The organism is Agathobacter sp. LCP21S3_B2 (genome assembly GCF_052118705.1).
Taxonomy (GTDB): Bacteria; Bacillota; Clostridia; order Lachnospirales; family Lachnospiraceae; genus Roseburia.
In genome coordinates this window covers 15,796-34,161 of the sequence record NZ_JBQKGQ010000024.1, presented here as the reverse complement: position 1 = coordinate 34,161, position 18,366 = coordinate 15,796, and the positions used below count along the sequence as shown (strand labels likewise).

Here is an 18,366-nt window from a genome sequence, read left to right as displayed (position 1 = left end):
CGGCAGGGGTATGGGTATCCTGACGATGAGTATTTCTTTTTAAAACTCATTGATATGAGCAGAGTTGATTATGTGAGGAATCCTAAATCCCATAAGTTTTGTGATTGAGCCGAAAATATAATAGTAGTAGTTCATCAGAAAGCAGTACAAATTCTTCGGGCAGCAGTACGAACAGCTATAGCAATTCCGGTAGCAGCTCTACATATTCAGGAAGCTCTTCAAGCAGCAGCTCCGGTTCAAAGAAATATTATCATGATTCATATGATGATGGTTATGATGATGTTTATATGGATGGAGACTATGATGATGACAGATACGACAGCGATGATGATTATGCTGCCGGTGTAGATGATGCTATTGATGACGATGATGAGGACTGGTAAAATAGTTGGAGGTGTACTGATATGCCATAGGATGGATACGGTGGAGATGAAAGCTTTCCACATGATGGAAAACAGGGAAGATGCGGCTGTGGCGAGGGCTACAGCTGGGATGATAATGATGGCAAATTCAAAAGAAGGTGGTCAGAGTGGGACTATTTAAGAAAAAGACAGTTACAAAGGCATATGATAAAGAAAATAAGAAACCGGTAATCAAAGCGAGCATATGTAATGGTGAGCAGGTTGCAGGCTTTAAGAACATTCATACAGGTAAGATAGAAGAAGTTATGCTGATTAAGAACTGGGCAGACCTTGATGCATTCAAGAAAATGTATGGAATAGATGGAGAGATAGAGAAGGAATATTAAACGAGGTATTTGAAGTCATGTTAGAAAAACGTATAGTATACAAAGTTCCTGCGGAGGTAAAAAACAAAGCATAGAGACATTAAAAGGATAAGTGTGTTGCCAGAGGCAGTTTCCTGAAATACAAAATGTAAATCAGACTGTAGCTATTTGAGAAATTATTCGGTTATGTTATCTTTTACTTCTGCAAGCATATAAGGATTATATTTACTTTTACACTTAAATATAATAAAATTTAAGCACAAAAGTAAATATCAAGGATAAGGAGGCCAACTATGTCAACATCAGATATTTTGGAATCGCTAATTGAAAAAGACAATGGATATTTGATTACATCGAAGGCCATTGAATCAGGTGTATCAAAGCCATCTGTCTCAAAATACGTCAGAGAGCATGACATGGAAAAAGTGGCACATGGCATTTATATTTTAGATGATGTGTGGCCAGATGAGTTGTTTGTACTTCAGCAACGAAATAAGAATATTATTTATTCGGGCGAGACCGCCCTTTATTTGCATGGTCTTATCGACAGAGAATACAGTCATATTTGTTTCACTGTTCCTACCGGATATAATGCTTCACATATCAAAAAGAAAAACAAAGAAGTTCGTTATGCAAACCCAGAGATTCTTGATTTGGGGACCTGTGAAATCCCGTCAAGCAGCGGTAATTTGGTTAAAGTATATGACAAGGAAAGATGTATTTGTGATTTGATTAAAGATCGAAAGAAATATGAAATTCAGTTATATCAGACAGCAATCAAGGAATATATGTCCTCGAAGGAAAAGAATCTATCAAGATTGATTGAGTATGCGGTTAAACTTGGAGTAAGGGATGAAGTGATGATGTATGTGGAGGTAATGGTATGATTCATACAGCGAAACAACTTAAAGACAAAGTAAAAAACATGTTCGGCGGGAATAGTGAAGTTGCGCAAGCACTAATTAGAGAACAGTATAGAGGATATGTGTAAAGCTATGTAATAGCTTGTGAAATGGAGGTATATTTATATGCCATACGATGGATACGGTGGAAATGAAGGATTTCCGCATGATGGAAAACAGGGAAGATGCGGCCGCAGCGGTTGGAGTTTTTAATGAGTTATTGGGCGTTATCATTCTCATTGTATTTGCATTTATTAATTGGACAAGAAATTAAGAAGAAAGGTATAACAGGAAGTAAATAATGGTAAAGAAGATAATGCGTGATCCACTGTTTCTTGCACAGAAATCAGTGGATGCTACAGAAGATGATAAACAGGTGGTTACGGATTTACTTGACACATTGAGAGCAAATCTTGACCATTGTGTTGGAATGGCAGCTAACATGATTGGCGTGAAAAAGAATATCATAGTGGTTGCGGCCGGACCATTCCAGTTTGCCATGATTAATCCGGTGATTACCGGAAAATCAGGAGCTTTTCAGACGGAGGAAGGCTGTCTTTCGCTGGATGGTGTGAGACCATGCACAAGATATAAAGAGATTGAAGTGGATTATCTCGACCAGAATTTCAAAAAGAAACATGGCAAATACACAGGTTGGACAGCACAGATAATTCAGCATGAGGTGGACCATTGTAATGGGGTGGTCATATGAAGCTAAAGAACATATTAATAGTAGTGGACAATATCGAAGAGTCAGTCCACTTCTATAACGAACTGTTTGGCCTTAATGTGATTTCGAGACAGGAAGGTAATGTAATAATGTCGGAGGGCCTGGTATTGCAGGATGCCAGAATATGGAAGGAAAGCATGCAGATACAGACTATTCCATAACCCAGTATGCGCCAGTCAAGGATTAAATCAATGTCTTCTGAAAAACGGCTGATCAGATTAAATGCTTTTGAAAGGCTTGTTCCACCCTTAAAAGTGATGGAGTCTTTCCATGGACAGCGGTGAAATAAATAATCCAGGGTAAAGCATACCCAGAAGTCTTTTTCTACAATAGCATCATTTAAGCCAATTTTATCAGCGGTATTTCGGAAAAGCTCTCTTCTGTCATCATCTGACAGACATGCAATTTTTCTCATAGTGTATTACCTCCGCATATTTGTCGTATTGTATCATAAACCCAGTCGGTGGATTCCGTTGCTTCTTTCAGACAAGCCTGTTTTTCGGATAAAGAGAGTTTTGTTGAAAGAGTCTGGATAACTTCCGGGGTTACATTTTTTTTCCCTAATGTTTTCAATGCCTGAATTACCAGACTTGTCATACGGGACAGACCGGTAATTTCTTTATTAGTTCGGTGTTTGAATTCGAGCTTTGTAGAATTCCATTCATAGGTTTTATAAGGTCCGTCACTGATATAGGACCAGACCGCCGCTACCTGAGTGGAAAGTCCAAGTAAATTAAGGGCAGTGTTCCCGCATGGAGCGATGGTCCAATGATAACTGCGGGCTAATGCCTGTGCAACGGCAGCAGGATCAGCAGCTACATATTCATCGAGTAATTTACTGTATTTTGGTTTTTCATAAATTCCATTTATAATTCTGCGAAGAATATTATCCTTAACAAGGCGATATAATGCTGAACGAACCGTGTTGGTATCAGCGATATCCGCAAAATCAGAAGTGGAAAAAACCGAGCCATCTTCGGAATCCAGGATTCGACTTTTAATTTCCTGCATATAGCTTTTTGACATATAAAAACCTCCTTTGCAACGAATATTGTATATTATTCGTTGCAATTTTGCAATTACGTATGGTTTATTATTTATATATTTGCAAGAAATAAAAAATTATTTAGTTGACGGAATACCTTTGTTACCGAAATACATTACATAAACTTTCAAGATTGTGTTGCAGTAAATTCAATAAATCAGTATTATATATTTATGCATACAAATAGTGGAAAAGTTAAAAAATACAGGTGCGGAATAAAACAGAGGATAAGAGATTATGAAAAGCGATGAATCGGAGATAAAACCGGCATACAAAAATCCTTTAATGGAGCATTATGAGTGTGATGGTCAGATAAGCCTGTTTGATTATGAAGAACAGACACAGAAAACTGATAGGCCTGAAAACGTGGATGAAAGCGGATGCCCAGGCCAGATAAGCATGTTTGATTACTGGGATGAGACATTAAAATATAATGAGACAAAAGATGATTGTGATGGCCAGATAAACATGTTCATGTATCTGGATAAATAATCTCGTTTAATTGAAGAGGCTGGAAAAAATGCAAATATTTGTAGAAGCAGTGGATTACAAGCTTATAAGCCTCTGCCACAGGGGAGATATCGTTGTATCGCAGGATTATGGAGAGACACCTTAACAAGAAAGCCAGACGAAGCTCACATAAGAATCATATCAAAGGACCGAAAAAGCGCACAGAGGAAGACAGCAACAGTATATGCATCAGTGCATCATGGAAACACAAAAAAGATAATTGACGAGATAGCAAAGACAAACGATGTCGAGCTGATAGATGCGACACAGACGGTAGAGAAAGACCTGTCTTTAAGTCAATTGAGCAGGTGATAGCATACAAACATGACAACATTGTTGGAAGGTTTTCATGCAAGGGATTTGATACGTTTGGTCCGTTCAAGCTGATTGGCGGGGTATCAAAGGGACATCCGGATGAGAAGGATATCGCAGCGACTATATAGTTTTACAACGGACTAACAGAACAGCCAGTGTTTCTGAAATAGAGAAACACTGGCTGTTTGTTTTTTAATCATTTTTTATAGTTCAAGATTCATATAAATCTCATCACGTTCATCCTGCTCAATACCCAGATAATGCTGCGTGACTTTATAGGACGAGTGATTGTAGACATCCATCAGCAGAGCAGGTGGTGTGCCGTTCTTCCAGGCGTGATATCCAAATGTCTTTCTCAGAGAGTGACAGCTAATATGTTCATCCTGAACTGTCTCCTCGGCAGCAGTCCTTACAATCCGGTATGCCTGAACTCTGGTTATTGGTTGCCTCCTGCAGGTGGCCTTTGTAAAAATAAACTCATGTTCAGTCGGATGCCGTTCGTTGAAATATTCCCGGAGAGCATCGGTGGCATTGCAGTTTAGAGTGACATAGTTATTCTTGCCGGTCTTTTGCTCGTTGATAAGAAAATGAGAGCGAAATACATGGTGCTCGAAATTGTATACGTTATCCCACTTCAATTTAAGCAGGTCACTGATTCTTAGTGCTGTGTTTAATCCCATAACAATTAAACAGTAATTGCGGCGGTTTGGATGGATATCTTTATAGTACATCCTGAAAGCCGCCAGTTCATCCTTATTTCGGATTGGCTGTGTAGTTCCCATTGAATACTCCTTTGTAGTAGAAAATATTATCAGGCATATGCCGCGCGACAGACTCTTCCCCAGAATATCCAAAATCCACAACAAAATAATAGTAATTACAAAAAGCAAAAAATGCAACATTTTATAGTAAAATGTTACATTTTTTGCTTTACACCTACTATATCGGACACCATTTTTAGAACTTAACCCCAAGAAAAAAATTTTTTAAAAAATTTTCTTTACATTTTTCTATTATTTTTAATTAATTTCACGGGATTTAACTATATCACGTGAAAGATAAAGAAATTTTCGATGAAATATGACTAAATCGGAATAAATATTTGATGTTATTTAATCAACTTCTGTTTTGACCCCTTATTAATCTGCGAAAAAATGTAACATTTTACTATAAAATGTTACATAATTCGGAAAAGCATGGACAAAGCTATTCCCTAGTGCATGGAGGTAGAAAATGCTCAAATTATCATTAAAGGAAGGGCAATATGTAAATATCGGAGATGATATCCGAATCGTGTTCGCGGGTGGAACCGGAAAGCACTGTCGATTACTGATAGATGCTCCAAAAGAACTGAATATCGCAAGATCCAACAACGAACCGGACCCGGCGAAGCGAAAAGATACATATTATCCCGACCCTGAGATTTCCAATGAGGCACAAAAAGAAATACAGCGCATCATCTGGAAGGAAAAAGCGCGTCAGAAAAAGACGCAAAGCAACTAACCATGTTAATAGGCGGCTGTGGCGCAAGCCACACCCGGGAAGCCGCTTGTTATAGAAAACCGCAACTGCTTAAATAAAAATAAGCACAAAGCAGCTGCAAAACCCTCGGGAAAAGGATTTCCAGAGGTCAAACATAATAACCCATGAATATGGGACAAGGAGGATTATATTATGGTAGTACAACACAACATGCAGGCTATGAATGCCAACAGAATGCTCAACGTAACAACAGGTCAGCAGGCTAAATCTACAGAGAAGCTCTCATCAGGTTACAGAATCAACCGTGCAGCAGATGATGCAGCAGGACTTACAATTTCTGAGAAGATGAGAAAGCAGATTCGTGGATTAGACCGCGCTTCAACAAATGCTCAGGACGGTGTTTCAGCAGTACAGACAGCAGAAGGTGCCCTCACAGAGGTTCACTCAATGCTCCAGCGTATGAACGAGCTTGCAGTTCAGTCAGCAAATGGTACAAACTCTGAGACAGACAGAAAAGCTATTCAGGACGAGGTTGACCAGCTTGCAACAGAAATAGATCGTGTTTCTGAGACAACAAAGTTCAATGAGACATATCTTCTTAAAGGTAGTGATGGTTCTAATGGAAATACAAAAACATATGCAAATACTAATGTAATTGGAAACTACAATGGATTGACTTTGACAGCAAGTGCAGCAAAAACAATTACTGATGGTGATAAAATCACATTGGGTACGGTTGGAGCAAAATCTAGTAACACAGCTGTTGCGACAATTACAAATAATAAAGATTCGGACGCCTTAAAAGCTATGTCCGTAACAATAACAAAGGCAGGAACATCTGATGCTGGCGACCAAGAATACGAAGTTATTGATGCAGATGGAAATAAACATACTGGAGTTACAAATGCCCAGTTGGGTACGGATTATGGTCTAACAGGAGTAAAAGGAACTGTTGGAGCTACAACATCTATTAGTAAAACCCTAAAAAATGGTACTATAACAGGAGTTACATTGGCTGGGGATTATACCGGAAGCTTAAATGGTCTCAATGCTGATGATAGCGTTGATGTATATGCAAATGTAGGCTCTGATGGAAGTTTAACATTTACTCAAGGTGCAAAGGCTCTGAATTTCAGTTTACATGTAGGAGCTGATTCTTCAGCTGAAAACAAAATTTCTGTTACAATTGAATCTATGAGTGCTAAAGGTATTGGTGTAAAGGGATTAGATGTTAAGACAGAAAAATCTGCAACAAAAGCAATTGACACTATCTCAGATGCTATTGCGAAGGTATCTTCACAGCGTTCATCACTTGGTGCCGTACAGAACAGACTTGAGCATACAATCAACAACCTTGATAACGTAAGTGAGAACACCACATCAGCTGAGTCTCGTATCCGTGATACAGATATGGCTGAAGAGATGGTTAACTACAGCAAGAACAACATTCTTGCTCAGGCTGGACAGTCTATGCTTGCACAGGCTAATCAGTCAAACCAGGGTGTACTTTCACTCTTACAGTAATCATATACAATTTAATGTTGTACAAAACAAGAAGAGCTCGAAAGAGCTCTTTTTGTTGCGCCAAATTATTATGATGTTGTATACAATCTGTATTATGAAGAACAAAATAAACTGCCGTCTGTTGAGGATATCCTGAAACGAATTCAAATAAATTTCAAGTCAGTGAGCGCATAAATAAAGCAGTTATTTTCATGATATACCTCCGACATATGCTTATAAGATAAAATGTGGGCGAGAGACAGGGTAAGTATTTATCTGCATAGTAGCCTAAATTTTTCCTAAAAAAATTATAATAAGCTTATTCATTTTTAAAACTTGATACAAAAACATATTACTTTTTGTATCAAGTTGATTTTTCTCGGCATTTGTTGTCATACTCAATCGAAAAAGTATGCAATCCTTGACAATTGCAGAGATTAGGCTTAAAATACTGCGGAATATATGGCAAAAAGCATAAAACAGTAAGCTGATTGAATTTCACAGATGTTTGGAGGTTGATTACAATAATAGTTATAGAAGAAATTCTAATGGCAAATGGATTGACAGTTCTGATGATGTGTTATCTTTTGTCATGCAGGCGAAAGAACAGAGAGAGTCTTCATACGGAAGATAAAGTATATGATGGAATTGCAAAAGTGAATATATTGGGAGCTGTGGCTGAGACAATAAGTTTCCTTGTAGATGGAAAGAGCTTTATTGGATGCAGACAGCTCAATTATATTTTTAACAGCCTGTGTTTTATTGGTACGGTCAGTATGGGGCTGCTCTGGTGTTTATATGTGAACCTTCGTATTTATCGGAATTATAAGAAGATATCTGAAAAAATGGCAGTTATGATGATTCCGTGGATGATAGAGGTTGTTATGGTGTTAGGCAATCTAATCAGACCGGGGATTATGTTTAAGGTATCAGCGGATAATGTATATCAGAGGACAGGAGGTGCACTGGCAGGCTATATTACACTTATAATATATTTGGCTTACAGCCTGTATATGGTGTATCATTCGCGAAAGCAGGGAGTTAATCTGAGCTATTTTCCGGTGTTTTATTTTGTTTGTATTTGTTTTGCCGGAGTACTCATACAGCTTGTGTTTTATGGTGTTACATCATCATGGCTTCTTACTGCTGTTACATTGATATTTACACAGATGCAGTCGTATGCGGAAAATATATATATGGACGAGCTTTCGGGATTGTACAATCGCAGGTATCTTAAGGCTGTGCTAGCAAAAAGAAAAAATACAGACGCAAACTCTTTGTATGGAATTATGATGGATGTAAATGATTTCAAGCACATCAATGACAGCTTTGGACATAGTATGGGTGACAAGGCTATCAGCACAATGGGAAATATACTTTTTAAATCAATACCTGATGCGGGAATTGCAATCCGGTATGCGGGGGATGAGTTTATTGTATTGCTGACAGATGCAGATAAAGCATGTGTACTGGCTACAATAAACGAGATTAATAAAAACATTTCAAGGTTTAATGACTCAAAGGCAGAGCCATTTGAGCTGAGTGTTTCTATGGGATATGCGGAATTTGGCATAGATGATAATGTAGAAGTATTTCTGAGAAATATGGATGATAAAATGTATGAAGAAAAACGCAGATATCATGGAGCAGCACCATCTATACCTGAATGAGGTATATGATTTTGACCGATAAAGAATATGGTAACAATATGAAAAGGGGATAAATGACTGAAATCATGCGCAAAGAAAGCGCACTTCCCCTACCCCCATAAAAATCCTTAAAAATAGGACCTTTCGCATGAACGAATGGTCCTATTTCTTTTAGGGACATATTTCACAGCCCCATATCATTTATTTATAGTGTAGTTTTATCGCTTTCCTTCTTATTCTTATCCTTATCAACCGGCTTGAACAGAATCTTGCACACGAGCGCCAGTCCACCAAATATGAGTATCAGAATACCGACCCACTCAAAAAGAGACATAGCTACCAGATGAAAATTGGTAGTATAAATTATGGAGGCGATGATTAAAAGCACGCTGATTCCTAAAAACAGCTTGCGCCCAAAGGACTCCGGTTTGATAAATACGAGAATCACTGCGATGATGAATGGAACTATAATTAATCCGTTATGGATGGTGATAGAGCCTATCATAAGACCACCGGAGAAGAATGTACTTGATACGCGCACATTTAGTGAGAACCAGTACAATCCGACGGCAAGCATTGCAACTCCACCGAGAAATTCAAGTAATTCGTTTTTAGCTTCTTTCATTTGAATATTACCCTTTCATTGTAAACAATTTTAATTCAAGCATTAAACCAGCTTCTGGCCACATTCTGTGCAGAACTTACCGCCGTTTGTCGGAGTACCGCAGTTCGGACAGAACTTTGGAACGTTACCGGCCACACCTGACGTGCTGCCCTGATTTGAGGTGTTCTGATTTGAGGCGTTCTGGTATGTTGTGTTCTGGTTCACAGCGTTCTGGTTCATAGCAGCCATGTTGTTTACCATCTGCTGTCCCATCATCATGCCCATCTGCATGCTGGCCATGTCAACAGCAGCATTTCCGCCGTGGCCACTCTTTGAGACGGCATCTGTGACTGCAAATTGCTGATAGCGGTTCATATCGCCGACCATGGACTGGGAAGCGGCCTTCTTCTGCATTTCCTGAACCTCCTGTGGATATGAGAAATTAGAACACTTGAAGTCGAGCACGGTAAGGCCTATTTTTATAAGAGCCATATCGAGGTCAGTTTTGATTCCCTGGCTGATTTCCTGGGAATTCATCTGCAGATTGAACATATCCTTGCCCTCGCGGCTGATCCATTTCATCAGAAGCGGATCAAGTATGGAGATAACATAATCGCGGATATCGTCTATTGTGTAAATCTGCTTCACTCCGGCAAGAGCGTCAATAAGCTGCAGGTAATCATTTACCTTGACATCAAAGGTTCCGAATGCCCTGATTGGCATACCGCCCGGAAGTCCGGGTGCCGGAAGAGATATTGCATTTTTGGTGCCCCATTTGATGTTGAAAATCTTGGTGTTGACGAAGAGAACTTCGGCTCTTAGTCCACTGTTGAAACCGAATTTGAAGCCCTTTAAAGTTGAAAGGAACGGAATAATCTGGGATTCTATTTCGTAGCTTCCCTCATCTGTGAATATTCCCTCAATTCTGCCGTTGTATAAGAAAATTGCGTCCTGTCCTTGATGGACAATAAGGCGGCTGTCTTTCTTGATTTCGTTGTTGGTCCATTTCCAAAAGATTACATCGTCGCGATATTCTGACCATTCAATAACATTTGCGAACTGCTTACTAAATAATCCCATAAATTGAATCCTCCTGATTATTAATAACATCTGTGTTGACAAGAAAAGGGGAATCATGTTTCAGATTCCCTTTTCAACAGTGCATAATTTATAATTTTATTTACCCATCTGTGCCTTCAATGCAGCAAGCTCATCGTCAAGGGAGCTGTCATTAGCAGGACTGTCGTATTTACTTGTGAGTGCATCAATTGAAGACTCAGCGGCTGTCTTGTTCAGCTCAGACATTGCATTTGCCTCGTCTAACATCTGATTGGCTTTGTCCTCCATTCTGTCAAATGCTGACATGTCGTTGGCAACACCTGCAGCAGAGGAACCGATTTTGTTCATGCGCTGCTGAGTTTTTGCAGCGGCCATTTTTGCTTTTATTGAAGCCTTCTTTGCATTTAACTGGTCAATGTCAGATACGAGCTTGTCGTGCATGTTGCGCATCTTTGCAGCATTCTCAGAAGCAACCTGATATGTACCCTCCAGAGATGTAAGCTGGTCTGTGTATATCTTTTTCTGTGCCAGAAACTGTCTTGCATCGGTATCATTGCCTGCGGCAACAGCTTTTTCAGCGTAAGTCTGCATCTTTGTGATGTTTGCATTGCACTCATCAAGTGCTCTCTTAGCTCTGCTTTCCTCTGCGATAACGGATGCTGTCTCAGCCTTTACCTTACCGAGGTCGCTCTGAAGATTCCTCATGTACTGGTCAATCATTTTCTCAGGATCCTCAGCTTTGTCTAATAAAGCGTTGATGTTTGCTGCCATGATGTCCTTAAATCTTTCCATAATTCCCATATTTATTATCCTCCATGAAATATAATGTTGTAATATTGGGGGCATTCCCACACTTATTTTCATTATAAACATTATGCTATGCTTTGTCTATATGATTAATAACAATAAGAAATGTGTGTCAGCCGTCTTGTTTAATATGAACATAGTATAATTGTTTTCGAATGGATGCACAACTGTAGAAATGGCAAAATAACAGCCGATAATTTGGTAATTATGTCAAATTAGCTGTTAAATTGCTGACAAATTAGTATTTGAGAGGTTGCGTAACGCGCCATAAAAATGTATAATTAGGAGTAATGAATTTCATATTAAATGAAATTGGAGGTACTCATGTCACAGTCGGTTACGATAAAGAGTAATAAATATGGAATTAATCTTATTCTAAGTCCGGAGGCAGCGTTCGATGAGCTGTTGGAGGCAATTATTGAAAAGTTTAAGGCATCCGGCAATTTTTTTAAAAATGCAAGGCTTGCCATTTCATTTGAAGGAAGGCAGCTTTCAGATGTAGAGGAGCAGCAGATTATTGCGGCAATCGAGGAAAATACCACAATAGAGATTTTATGCGTGGTTGAAAACGGCACCAGACAGGAAGCTGTCATGAAGGAGCAGATTGAGGCATTTAATGAGGCAGTACAGAAGCAGTATGAGGATGCCATTGCAGGCACATCACCGGAGCAGTTTTACCGAGGAACCCTCAGGTCAGGACAGGTGATTTCCAGTGAATCTTCTGTTACTATTATCGGGGATGTCAATCCGGGCGCTAAGATTATTTCCCAGGGAAATATCGTCATTCTTGGTGCGTTAAAGGGAAATGTACATGCCGGATGCACCGGGGACAGAAGCTGTTTTGTTTTCGCACTCGATATGCAGCCAATTCAGATTCAGATTGGTGATCTGATTGCAAAGAGTCCTGATAAGCCGCAGGTGAAGCATCGTTTGAAGCGTAAGGAAAAGCCGTCACAGGAGCAGGCGCAGATTGCCATTGCAAGGGACGGAAATATTTACATCGAACCAATTACTAAAAATATTTTAAATAGCATTTAGGAACGTAGGAGGAAAAAAGTTCATGAGCGAAGTAATCGTTATCACATCAGGAAAGGGTGGTGTGGGCAAGACCACAACCACAGCAAATATCGGTACAGGTCTTGCACAGTTAAATAAAAAGGTTGTTATGATTGATACAGACATCGGACTGCGTAACCTGGATGTTGTTATGGGACTTGAGAATCGTATTGTATACAATCTTGTAGACGTTGTTGAGGGCAAATGCCGTATCCGTCAGGCTCTTATCAAGGATAAGAAATATCCTAATCTGTGTCTGCTTCCATCAGCCCAGACAAGGGACAAGGATGCTGTTACACCTGAGCAGATGGTTGAGCTTATCAATGAGCTTCGTGAGGAGTTTGACTATATTCTGCTTGACTGCCCGGCAGGTATCGAGCAGGGCTTCAGGAATGCCGTTGCAGGAGCTGACCGTGCACTCGTTGTCACTACACCTGAGGTATCAGCAATCCGTGACGCTGACCGTATCGTTGGCCTTCTCGAGGCAAATGAGATGAAGCGCATTGACCTGATTGTCAACCGTCTGCGTGTCGATATGGTTAAGCGCGGCGATATGATGAATGTGGATGATGTAACAGAGATCCTTGCAGTCAATTTAATCGGCGCAGTACCGGATGATGAGCAGATTGTTATTTCTACAAACCGTGGTGAGCCGTTAGTTGGCTCAGACAGCCTTGCAGGAAAGGCATATATGAATATCTGCCACCGTATCATGGGCGAGGAGATTCCTTTACTTGATTTAAACCAGAAGCATGGTGTATTTGAAAAGTTGAAGGATATGTTTAAGAAAAATTAAAGGGGGATATAAACCATGGGTATAATGGATTTATTTAAAAAGAAATCTTCGGGCAACGTCGCTAAGGACCGCTTGAAGCTGGTACTGGTTTCCGACCGTGCCAACTGCTCATCGGAGATGATGGAAATGATGAAAAAGGATATCATTGAGGTTATTTCCCGCTATATGGATATTGACGCGGAAGCTCTTGACGTGAAAATCACAGAGACAGAGTCTGATTCTAACAACGGAATGGTTCCGGCACTTGTTGCCAATATTCCTATCCGTGATATGAAGCATCGTCCGGATCCAAGATAGAGTAAATAAAATAATAGGATATGATATGAGGGTCAAAAGGTGTTTTGGCCCTTTAATTATTATATTGAATAAAAAAGACTTGATTTGATATTAGAGTGTGATATACTTTAATACGTTACAAATAAATAAATTTTAGCAGAGTAGACACATGTGCGTTAAGTGCCGGATGAACAGGGAGTTGTCACCCGGACGAAAAGAAAATCTTGCGGTACATGAGTCGCATCCCGCTGCATCCGAAGATATTAATTATCTCCTGTTGTAGTTCGGTGAGGTCTGCAAAGGAGGTAATTTTTTAATGAAAAAATTCGTTACTTTGTTCACCGATTCTGCCCGAGAGCTTAAATCGGTCAGAACCATCACAACTATGGCAATGCTTGCTGCAGTTGCCGTTATCCTTGGATATTTCTCCATCGAATATGGACAGTTTATCCGTATCGGTTTTTCCGGTATTCCAAATGGTATTGTTGATTATCTGTTTGGACCGGTTGCCGGAGCTGTTTTCCACGGAGCGCTTGACATCATCAAGTATCTGATGAAGCCTACAGGACCATTTTGTCCACAGCTTACACTTGTTGTAATGCTTGCAGGTGTTTTATATGGATGTTTCTTTTATAAGAAAAAGCTTACCATATGGAGAGTGCTTGCTGCGAAGTTTGTAGTAATGCTCATCTGCAATGTCATTCTCAATACTCTGTGTCTGCAGGTACTGTATGGACAGGCACTTATGGCAATCCTTCCAATGCGTGCACTGAAGAACCTTATTATGTGGCCGATAGATTCAATTGTCTTTTTCGGCATTGCAAAGGCACTGGAGCAGATTGGATTGTTCCGTACCTTCCGTAAACCGGAGCTTGTAAAGAATGCATAGCATGTTCTTTATAATGCATGTAGATGATGAAAAAGGAACATAGCAACAGAATAATGTACAGACAATATAATGCACAAAACATTACATTAAAATAATATTTTAAGCATTGAATGACAATTTGTGTTAATAATTTTAAGGATAAACACCTTTAAACTGACAATTGTGAGGTATTTCACATTTTTAATGAAAATTGTTGACACAATATATTGAACGTGATATTGTTTACTTGTTCAAAATAATACACAAAAGAAAACGAACAAACAACTACATATTAATTATGAATATTTAAGAGCAAAGACGCTAACCGGTGAAGCACTTTGCTCTTTTTTATTTATCAAATTTATTAAAACAATTTACTGACAAAAGTACAAAGACATTAATTTTAGGAGGCAATATATTATGAAATTAAAAGACACAGGATTAACAGCACAGGACATCAAAGACAAAGTAAAGAAGTATATGATTGAGACATATGAGCGTTTCGATTTCATCGCTGAGACTGCTGAGGGCATGTATCTGTATGATGAGAATGGCACACCATACCTTGACTTTTACGCAGGAATCGCCGTAAACAATGCCGGCAGCAGAAACCCTAAGGTTGTTGCAGCAGTCAAGGATCAGGTGGATGACATCATGCATACATTCAACTATCCATACACCATTCCACAGGCTCTGCTTGCTGAGAAGGTTTGCAAGACTATCGGAATGGACAAGATTTTCTACCAGAACTCAGGAACTGAGGCAAATGAGGCTATGATTAAGATGGCTCGTAAATATGGTATCGAGAAATATGGTCCAAACAGATATCACATCGTAACTGCAAAGGATGGCTTCCACGGCAGAACCTTCGGTGCTATGTCAGCAACAGGACAGCCGGGAAACGGATGCCAGGTGGGCTTTGGTCCTATGACATACGGCTTCTCATATGCTCCTTACAATGACTTAAAGGCATTCAAGGATGCTTGTACAGAGAATACAATTGCTATCATGATTGAGCCTGTACAGGGCGAGGGCGGTGTTCATCCTGCAACACCTGAATTCATGAAGGGACTTCGCGAGTTCTGTGATGAGAAGGGCATGCTCCTCCTTATCGATGAGGTTCAGACAGGATGGTGCAGAACCGGAGCTGTAATGAGCTACATGAACTATGGTATCAAACCTGATATTGTTTCTATGGCAAAGGGTCTTGGCGGTGGAATGCCAATCGGTGCTATCTGTGCTACAGAGGAGGTTTCAAAAGCATTCTCAGCCGGTTCACACGGTACAACCTTTGGTGGACATCCTGTATGCTGTGCAGCAGCACTTGCAGAAGTAAACGAGCTGCTTGACAGAGATCTTGCCGGAAATGCAAAGAAGGTTGGTGATTATTTCGCAGCTAAGCTTGAGAAACTTCCACACGTAAAAGAGGTAAGACATCAGGGTCTCTTAGTTGGTGTTGAGTTTGACGATACAATCTCAGGTGTTGATGTAAAGCATGGCTGCTTCGACCGCCATATGCTCATCACAGCAATCGGAAGCCATATCATCCGTATGGTTCCACCGCTTATCGTAAGTGAGGAAGAGTGCGACAAGGCATTTGATATCATCAAGGAGACTGTTGAGTCACTTTCATAGAATGCTTGAAGCATATTTGAAGCAGGCAACAGAATATATTGCGGCAGATTTTACGAGCCGGATAAAAGGACAAGGGCGTCACGATTAGCTTCGTGCGCCCTTCTTTTGAACAATATCAACATATTATAAAGATGTATATAAGAAAAGCGAGGGGAACGAAATGGCACATCTTGTTATTACAATAGGATGCGAATATGGCGCTAAAGGAAACCAGATTGGCAAAAAGGTTGCTAAAGACCTGGGAATCAAATTTTATGACAGGGATACTGTAGATGAAATTATAAAAGAGGTCGGTATTCCGAAGGATATCATGGAAAAGGTTGAGGAAGGTATCACCATCGCCGGAAAAGGTGCAGAGGGTGATGTTAGAGGCTCTTTCTCCAAATATGCAGATCTCACAGAGCGTGCAATTCACGTCCAGAAAACCATAATCAGAAAATTATCAGACCGTGAGTCGTGTGTGATTATCGGTCGTTCAGCAGACTATATATTAAAGGAACATAAACCGATTTTACGTATTTTCATCTATTCACCGGATGAAGTGAGGATTGAAAATGTAATGAAGAGCCACAATTTGTCGGAGGATGATGCAAAGCTTTTTATCACTGAAAAGGATAAGCGTTATCATAAGCGTCATATGGCGCTGACAGGAAGCAACCGAGGGGACAGACACAACAGGGATATGCTTATAGACAGCAGCCTGTTAGGAGTGGATGGCACAGCGGAGCTTATTGAGTCTCTGGCAAGAAAAGTGGTAGAGAATGAAAGTAAGACAGAAGCTGGAGGTGACAAGTAATGGAACAGAAAAAATCAGAATTTAACAAAGTCCTGAATGCCTGGGACGTACTTGTAATTGCATTTGGAGCCATGATTGGCTGGGGCTGGGTTGTCTCAACCGGAGGCTGGATTGAAAAGGGCGGAGTGCTCGGTGCCGCAATCGGCTTCGTAATCGGCGGTATCATGATATTTTTCGTGGGAATGACATACGCGGAGCTGACAGCAGCCATGCCTCAGTGCGGTGGCGAGCATGTATTCAGCTACAAGGCAATGGGTTCGACAGGTTCATTCATATGTACGTGGATGATTATCCTTGGATATGTCAGTGTGGCATGCTTTGAGGCGTGCGCTTTCCCAACAATCATCACATATCTGTGGCCGGGCTTTTTGAAGGGCTATCTGTATACGGTAGCAGGCTTTGATATCTATGCTTCATGGCTTATTGTGGCGATAGTTGTGGCATTTTTAATTATGATGATAAACATTATCGGCGCAAAGACAGCAGCGATTTTGCAGACTGTGCTCACATGTATTATTGGTGGCGCCGGAATTTTGTTGATAATTGCATCGGTAATCAATGGAACAGTTGATAACCTGGACGGACAGATGTTTGCAGGCAGCTCTGCAGGTCTGAACGTAAAGGCAATTATCGGAGTGGCAGCACTTTCACCATTTTACTTTATCGGATTTGACGTAATACCTCAGGCGGCTGAGGAGATCAATGTTCCGGCAAAGAAAATCGGCTCAATACTTATCTTATCAGTAGTTCTGGCAGTTGTGTTCTATGCACTTGTCATTGTTGCGGTAGGTCTTGTCATGAGCCCACAGACAATTGTTGATTCAGAGCAGGCAACAGGACTTGTCACAGCAGATGCAATGGCTGCCGCATTCAATACAAAGATAATGGCAAAGGTTATAATAGTCGGCGGAATGTGCGGTATCGTAACCTCATGGAACTCGTTTTTGCTTGGTGGCTCGCGTGCCATGTACTCAATGGCAGAGTCATATATGATTCCGAAGTTTTTTGCAAAGCTTCATCCAAAGCATAAGACACCAATCAACTCACTGATTCTCATTGGAGTACTCACAATGCTTGCACCTTTTGCAGGCAGAAAAATGCTTGTATGGATTAGTGATGCCGGCAACTTTGGCTGCTGCGTGGCATACTGCATGGTTGCTCTTTCATTTATAATTTTACGTAAGAAAGAGCCTGATATGCCAAGACCATACAAGGTTCCTGCATATAAGTTCTTTGGAACAATGGCAGTTATCATGTCAGGCTTCATGGTTGCCATGTACTGTATACCGGGAAGCGGCGGAACACTTATCGCCCAGGAGTGGGGCATCGTGCTTGCATGGTGTGCGCTCGGCGTGGTATTCTTCATCTTCTGTAAAAAGAAATACAAGGAGTCATTTGGTACACTTGTTGAGCTCATTTCAGATGAGGATGCTGCGACACTTATGCCGGAGGCAGATGAGGTTGAGCTGGATAAGGTTATCGATGCTGCAATTGACAGGGTACTTGCAAAGAAAGCAAGCTAGTACATTACAAAATGAAAAATGAGATGTAAGAATAGGCGAAAATACCTTAAGACATAAAATTATATACATGAAATGAGATACAA

At 40.3% G+C, this 18,366-nt stretch carries 20 protein-coding genes, 4 pseudogenes and 1 riboswitch; of the genes and pseudogenes, 18 read left to right on the top strand and 6 right to left on the bottom strand.

Annotation, left to right across the window (positions count from 1 at the left end; translation table 11 throughout):
- Positions 1-104: 104 nt before the first annotated feature.
- The 5 genes and pseudogenes from ACTQ1L_RS14095 to ACTQ1L_RS14075 form a co-directional block, all read left to right on the top strand.
- On the top strand, positions 105-383 hold the full coding sequence (locus ACTQ1L_RS14095; RefSeq protein ID WP_441367814.1) for a hypothetical protein: 279 nt from the start codon (positions 105-107) through the stop codon (positions 381-383).
- Positions 384-529: 146 nt separating this feature from the next.
- A complete protein-coding gene (locus ACTQ1L_RS14090; RefSeq protein WP_441367812.1) occupies positions 530-748 on the top strand; it encodes an aspartate dehydrogenase in 219 nt (72 codons plus the stop codon).
- Positions 749-1,020: 272 nt separating this feature from the next.
- Positions 1,021-1,614, top strand: a complete 594-nt coding sequence (locus ACTQ1L_RS14085; protein ID WP_441367810.1) for a type IV toxin-antitoxin system AbiEi family antitoxin domain-containing protein — start codon at positions 1,021-1,023, stop codon at positions 1,612-1,614.
- 316 nt (positions 1,615-1,930) lie between these two features.
- The gene (locus ACTQ1L_RS14080; RefSeq protein WP_015515775.1) at positions 1,931-2,341 is read left to right on the top strand and encodes a peptide deformylase; all 411 of its coding nucleotides are present in this window, start codon (positions 1,931-1,933) and stop codon (positions 2,339-2,341) included.
- Positions 2,338-2,517, top strand: a pseudogene (locus ACTQ1L_RS14075) (VOC family protein); the annotation flags it as partial. The gene ACTQ1L_RS14080 and the pseudogene ACTQ1L_RS14075, both read left to right, overlap by 4 nt.
- Here the strand turns inward: ACTQ1L_RS14075 and ACTQ1L_RS14070 are convergent.
- Together ACTQ1L_RS14070 and ACTQ1L_RS14065 are read right to left on the bottom strand one after the other, a co-directional pair.
- Positions 2,514-2,774: pseudogene (locus ACTQ1L_RS14070) on the bottom strand (nucleotidyl transferase AbiEii/AbiGii toxin family protein); the annotation flags it as partial. The pseudogenes ACTQ1L_RS14075 and ACTQ1L_RS14070 sit on opposite strands and share 4 nt — an antisense overlap.
- The gene (locus ACTQ1L_RS14065) at positions 2,771-3,385 is read right to left on the bottom strand and encodes a DUF6088 family protein (RefSeq protein WP_441367808.1); all 615 of its coding nucleotides are present in this window, start codon (positions 3,383-3,385) and stop codon (positions 2,771-2,773) included. The pseudogene ACTQ1L_RS14070 and the gene ACTQ1L_RS14065, both read right to left, overlap by 4 nt.
- A gap of 256 nt (positions 3,386-3,641) precedes the next feature.
- Here ACTQ1L_RS14065 and ACTQ1L_RS14060 point away from each other — a divergent pair, with 256 nt between their 5' ends.
- From ACTQ1L_RS14060 to ACTQ1L_RS14050, 3 genes and pseudogenes are all read left to right on the top strand, one after another.
- The gene (locus ACTQ1L_RS14060; RefSeq protein ID WP_441367806.1) at positions 3,642-3,896 is read left to right on the top strand and encodes a hypothetical protein; all 255 of its coding nucleotides are present in this window, start codon (positions 3,642-3,644) and stop codon (positions 3,894-3,896) included.
- Positions 3,897-3,939: 43 nt separating this feature from the next.
- Positions 3,940-4,138, top strand: a pseudogene (locus ACTQ1L_RS14055) (YaiI/YqxD family protein); the annotation flags it as partial.
- Positions 4,053-4,357, top strand: a pseudogene (locus ACTQ1L_RS14050) (hypothetical protein). The pseudogenes ACTQ1L_RS14055 and ACTQ1L_RS14050, both read left to right, overlap by 86 nt.
- 75 nt (positions 4,358-4,432) lie before the next feature.
- On the opposite strand, the gene ACTQ1L_RS14045 reads toward ACTQ1L_RS14050, so the two are convergent.
- Positions 4,433-5,011 (bottom strand): tyrosine-type recombinase/integrase, encoded by a 579-nt coding sequence (locus ACTQ1L_RS14045; RefSeq protein ID WP_441367804.1) that lies wholly within the window; start codon positions 5,009-5,011, stop codon positions 4,433-4,435.
- Between the two features lie 451 nt (positions 5,012-5,462).
- Here ACTQ1L_RS14045 and ACTQ1L_RS14040 point away from each other — a divergent pair, with 451 nt between their 5' ends.
- From ACTQ1L_RS14040 to ACTQ1L_RS14030, 3 genes are all read left to right on the top strand, one after another.
- Positions 5,463-5,732 carry a carbon storage regulator gene (locus ACTQ1L_RS14040; RefSeq protein WP_015515813.1) on the top strand — a complete coding sequence of 90 codons (270 nt, stop codon included), beginning with the start codon at positions 5,463-5,465 and terminating at the stop codon, positions 5,730-5,732.
- A gap of 171 nt (positions 5,733-5,903) precedes the next feature.
- Positions 5,904-7,235: a flagellin N-terminal helical domain-containing protein gene (locus ACTQ1L_RS14035; RefSeq protein ID WP_441367802.1), complete on the top strand. Its 1,332-nt coding sequence runs from the start codon at positions 5,904-5,906 to the stop codon at positions 7,233-7,235.
- 527 nt (positions 7,236-7,762) lie between these two features.
- Positions 7,763-8,884 carry a GGDEF domain-containing protein gene (locus ACTQ1L_RS14030; RefSeq protein WP_441367800.1) on the top strand — a complete coding sequence of 374 codons (1,122 nt, stop codon included), beginning with the start codon at positions 7,763-7,765 and terminating at the stop codon, positions 8,882-8,884.
- 184 nt (positions 8,885-9,068) lie between these two features.
- On the opposite strand, the gene ACTQ1L_RS14025 is transcribed toward ACTQ1L_RS14030, so the two are convergent.
- The 3 genes from ACTQ1L_RS14025 to ACTQ1L_RS14015 form a co-directional block, all read right to left on the bottom strand.
- On the bottom strand, positions 9,069-9,488 hold the full coding sequence (locus ACTQ1L_RS14025) for a hypothetical protein (protein WP_321110828.1): 420 nt from the start codon (positions 9,486-9,488) through the stop codon (positions 9,069-9,071).
- Between the two features lie 42 nt (positions 9,489-9,530).
- Positions 9,531-10,547 (bottom strand): SPFH domain-containing protein, encoded by a 1,017-nt coding sequence (locus ACTQ1L_RS14020; protein ID WP_441367797.1) that lies wholly within the window; start codon positions 10,545-10,547, stop codon positions 9,531-9,533.
- A 96-nt stretch (positions 10,548-10,643) separates the two neighbouring features.
- Positions 10,644-11,327, bottom strand: a complete 684-nt coding sequence (locus ACTQ1L_RS14015; RefSeq protein ID WP_321110825.1) for a PspA/IM30 family protein — start codon at positions 11,325-11,327, stop codon at positions 10,644-10,646.
- A gap of 330 nt (positions 11,328-11,657) precedes the next feature.
- Between ACTQ1L_RS14015 and minC the strand changes: the two genes are divergently transcribed.
- From minC to ACTQ1L_RS13980, 7 genes are all read left to right on the top strand, one after another.
- Positions 11,658-12,371, top strand: coding sequence for a septum site-determining protein MinC (minC, locus tag ACTQ1L_RS14010; RefSeq protein ID WP_321110823.1), 714 nt, complete (start codon positions 11,658-11,660; stop codon positions 12,369-12,371).
- A 22-nt stretch (positions 12,372-12,393) separates the two neighbouring features.
- Entirely contained in the window at positions 12,394-13,185 is a 792-nt protein-coding gene (gene minD / locus ACTQ1L_RS14005) for a septum site-determining protein MinD (RefSeq protein WP_321110821.1), read from the top strand.
- A 15-nt stretch (positions 13,186-13,200) separates the two neighbouring features.
- A complete protein-coding gene (gene minE / locus ACTQ1L_RS14000) occupies positions 13,201-13,482 on the top strand; it encodes a cell division topological specificity factor MinE (RefSeq protein ID WP_306774506.1) in 282 nt (93 codons plus the stop codon).
- A 134-nt stretch (positions 13,483-13,616) separates the two neighbouring features.
- Positions 13,617-13,714: riboswitch (THF riboswitch) on the top strand.
- A gap of 63 nt (positions 13,715-13,777) precedes the next feature.
- Positions 13,778-14,350, top strand: coding sequence for a folate family ECF transporter S component (locus ACTQ1L_RS13995; RefSeq protein ID WP_117919134.1), 573 nt, complete (start codon positions 13,778-13,780; stop codon positions 14,348-14,350).
- A 399-nt stretch (positions 14,351-14,749) separates the two neighbouring features.
- Entirely contained in the window at positions 14,750-15,964 is a 1,215-nt protein-coding gene (locus ACTQ1L_RS13990; RefSeq protein WP_015517600.1) for an aspartate aminotransferase family protein, read from the top strand.
- Positions 15,965-16,124: 160 nt separating this feature from the next.
- Positions 16,125-16,760: a cytidylate kinase-like family protein gene (locus tag ACTQ1L_RS13985; RefSeq protein ID WP_012741024.1), complete on the top strand. Its 636-nt coding sequence runs from the start codon at positions 16,125-16,127 to the stop codon at positions 16,758-16,760.
- Positions 16,760-18,283, top strand: coding sequence for an APC family permease (locus ACTQ1L_RS13980; RefSeq protein WP_441367792.1), 1,524 nt, complete (start codon positions 16,760-16,762; stop codon positions 18,281-18,283). Before ACTQ1L_RS13985 ends, ACTQ1L_RS13980 begins: the two co-directional genes overlap by 1 nt.
- Positions 18,284-18,366: the final 83 nt, after the last annotated feature.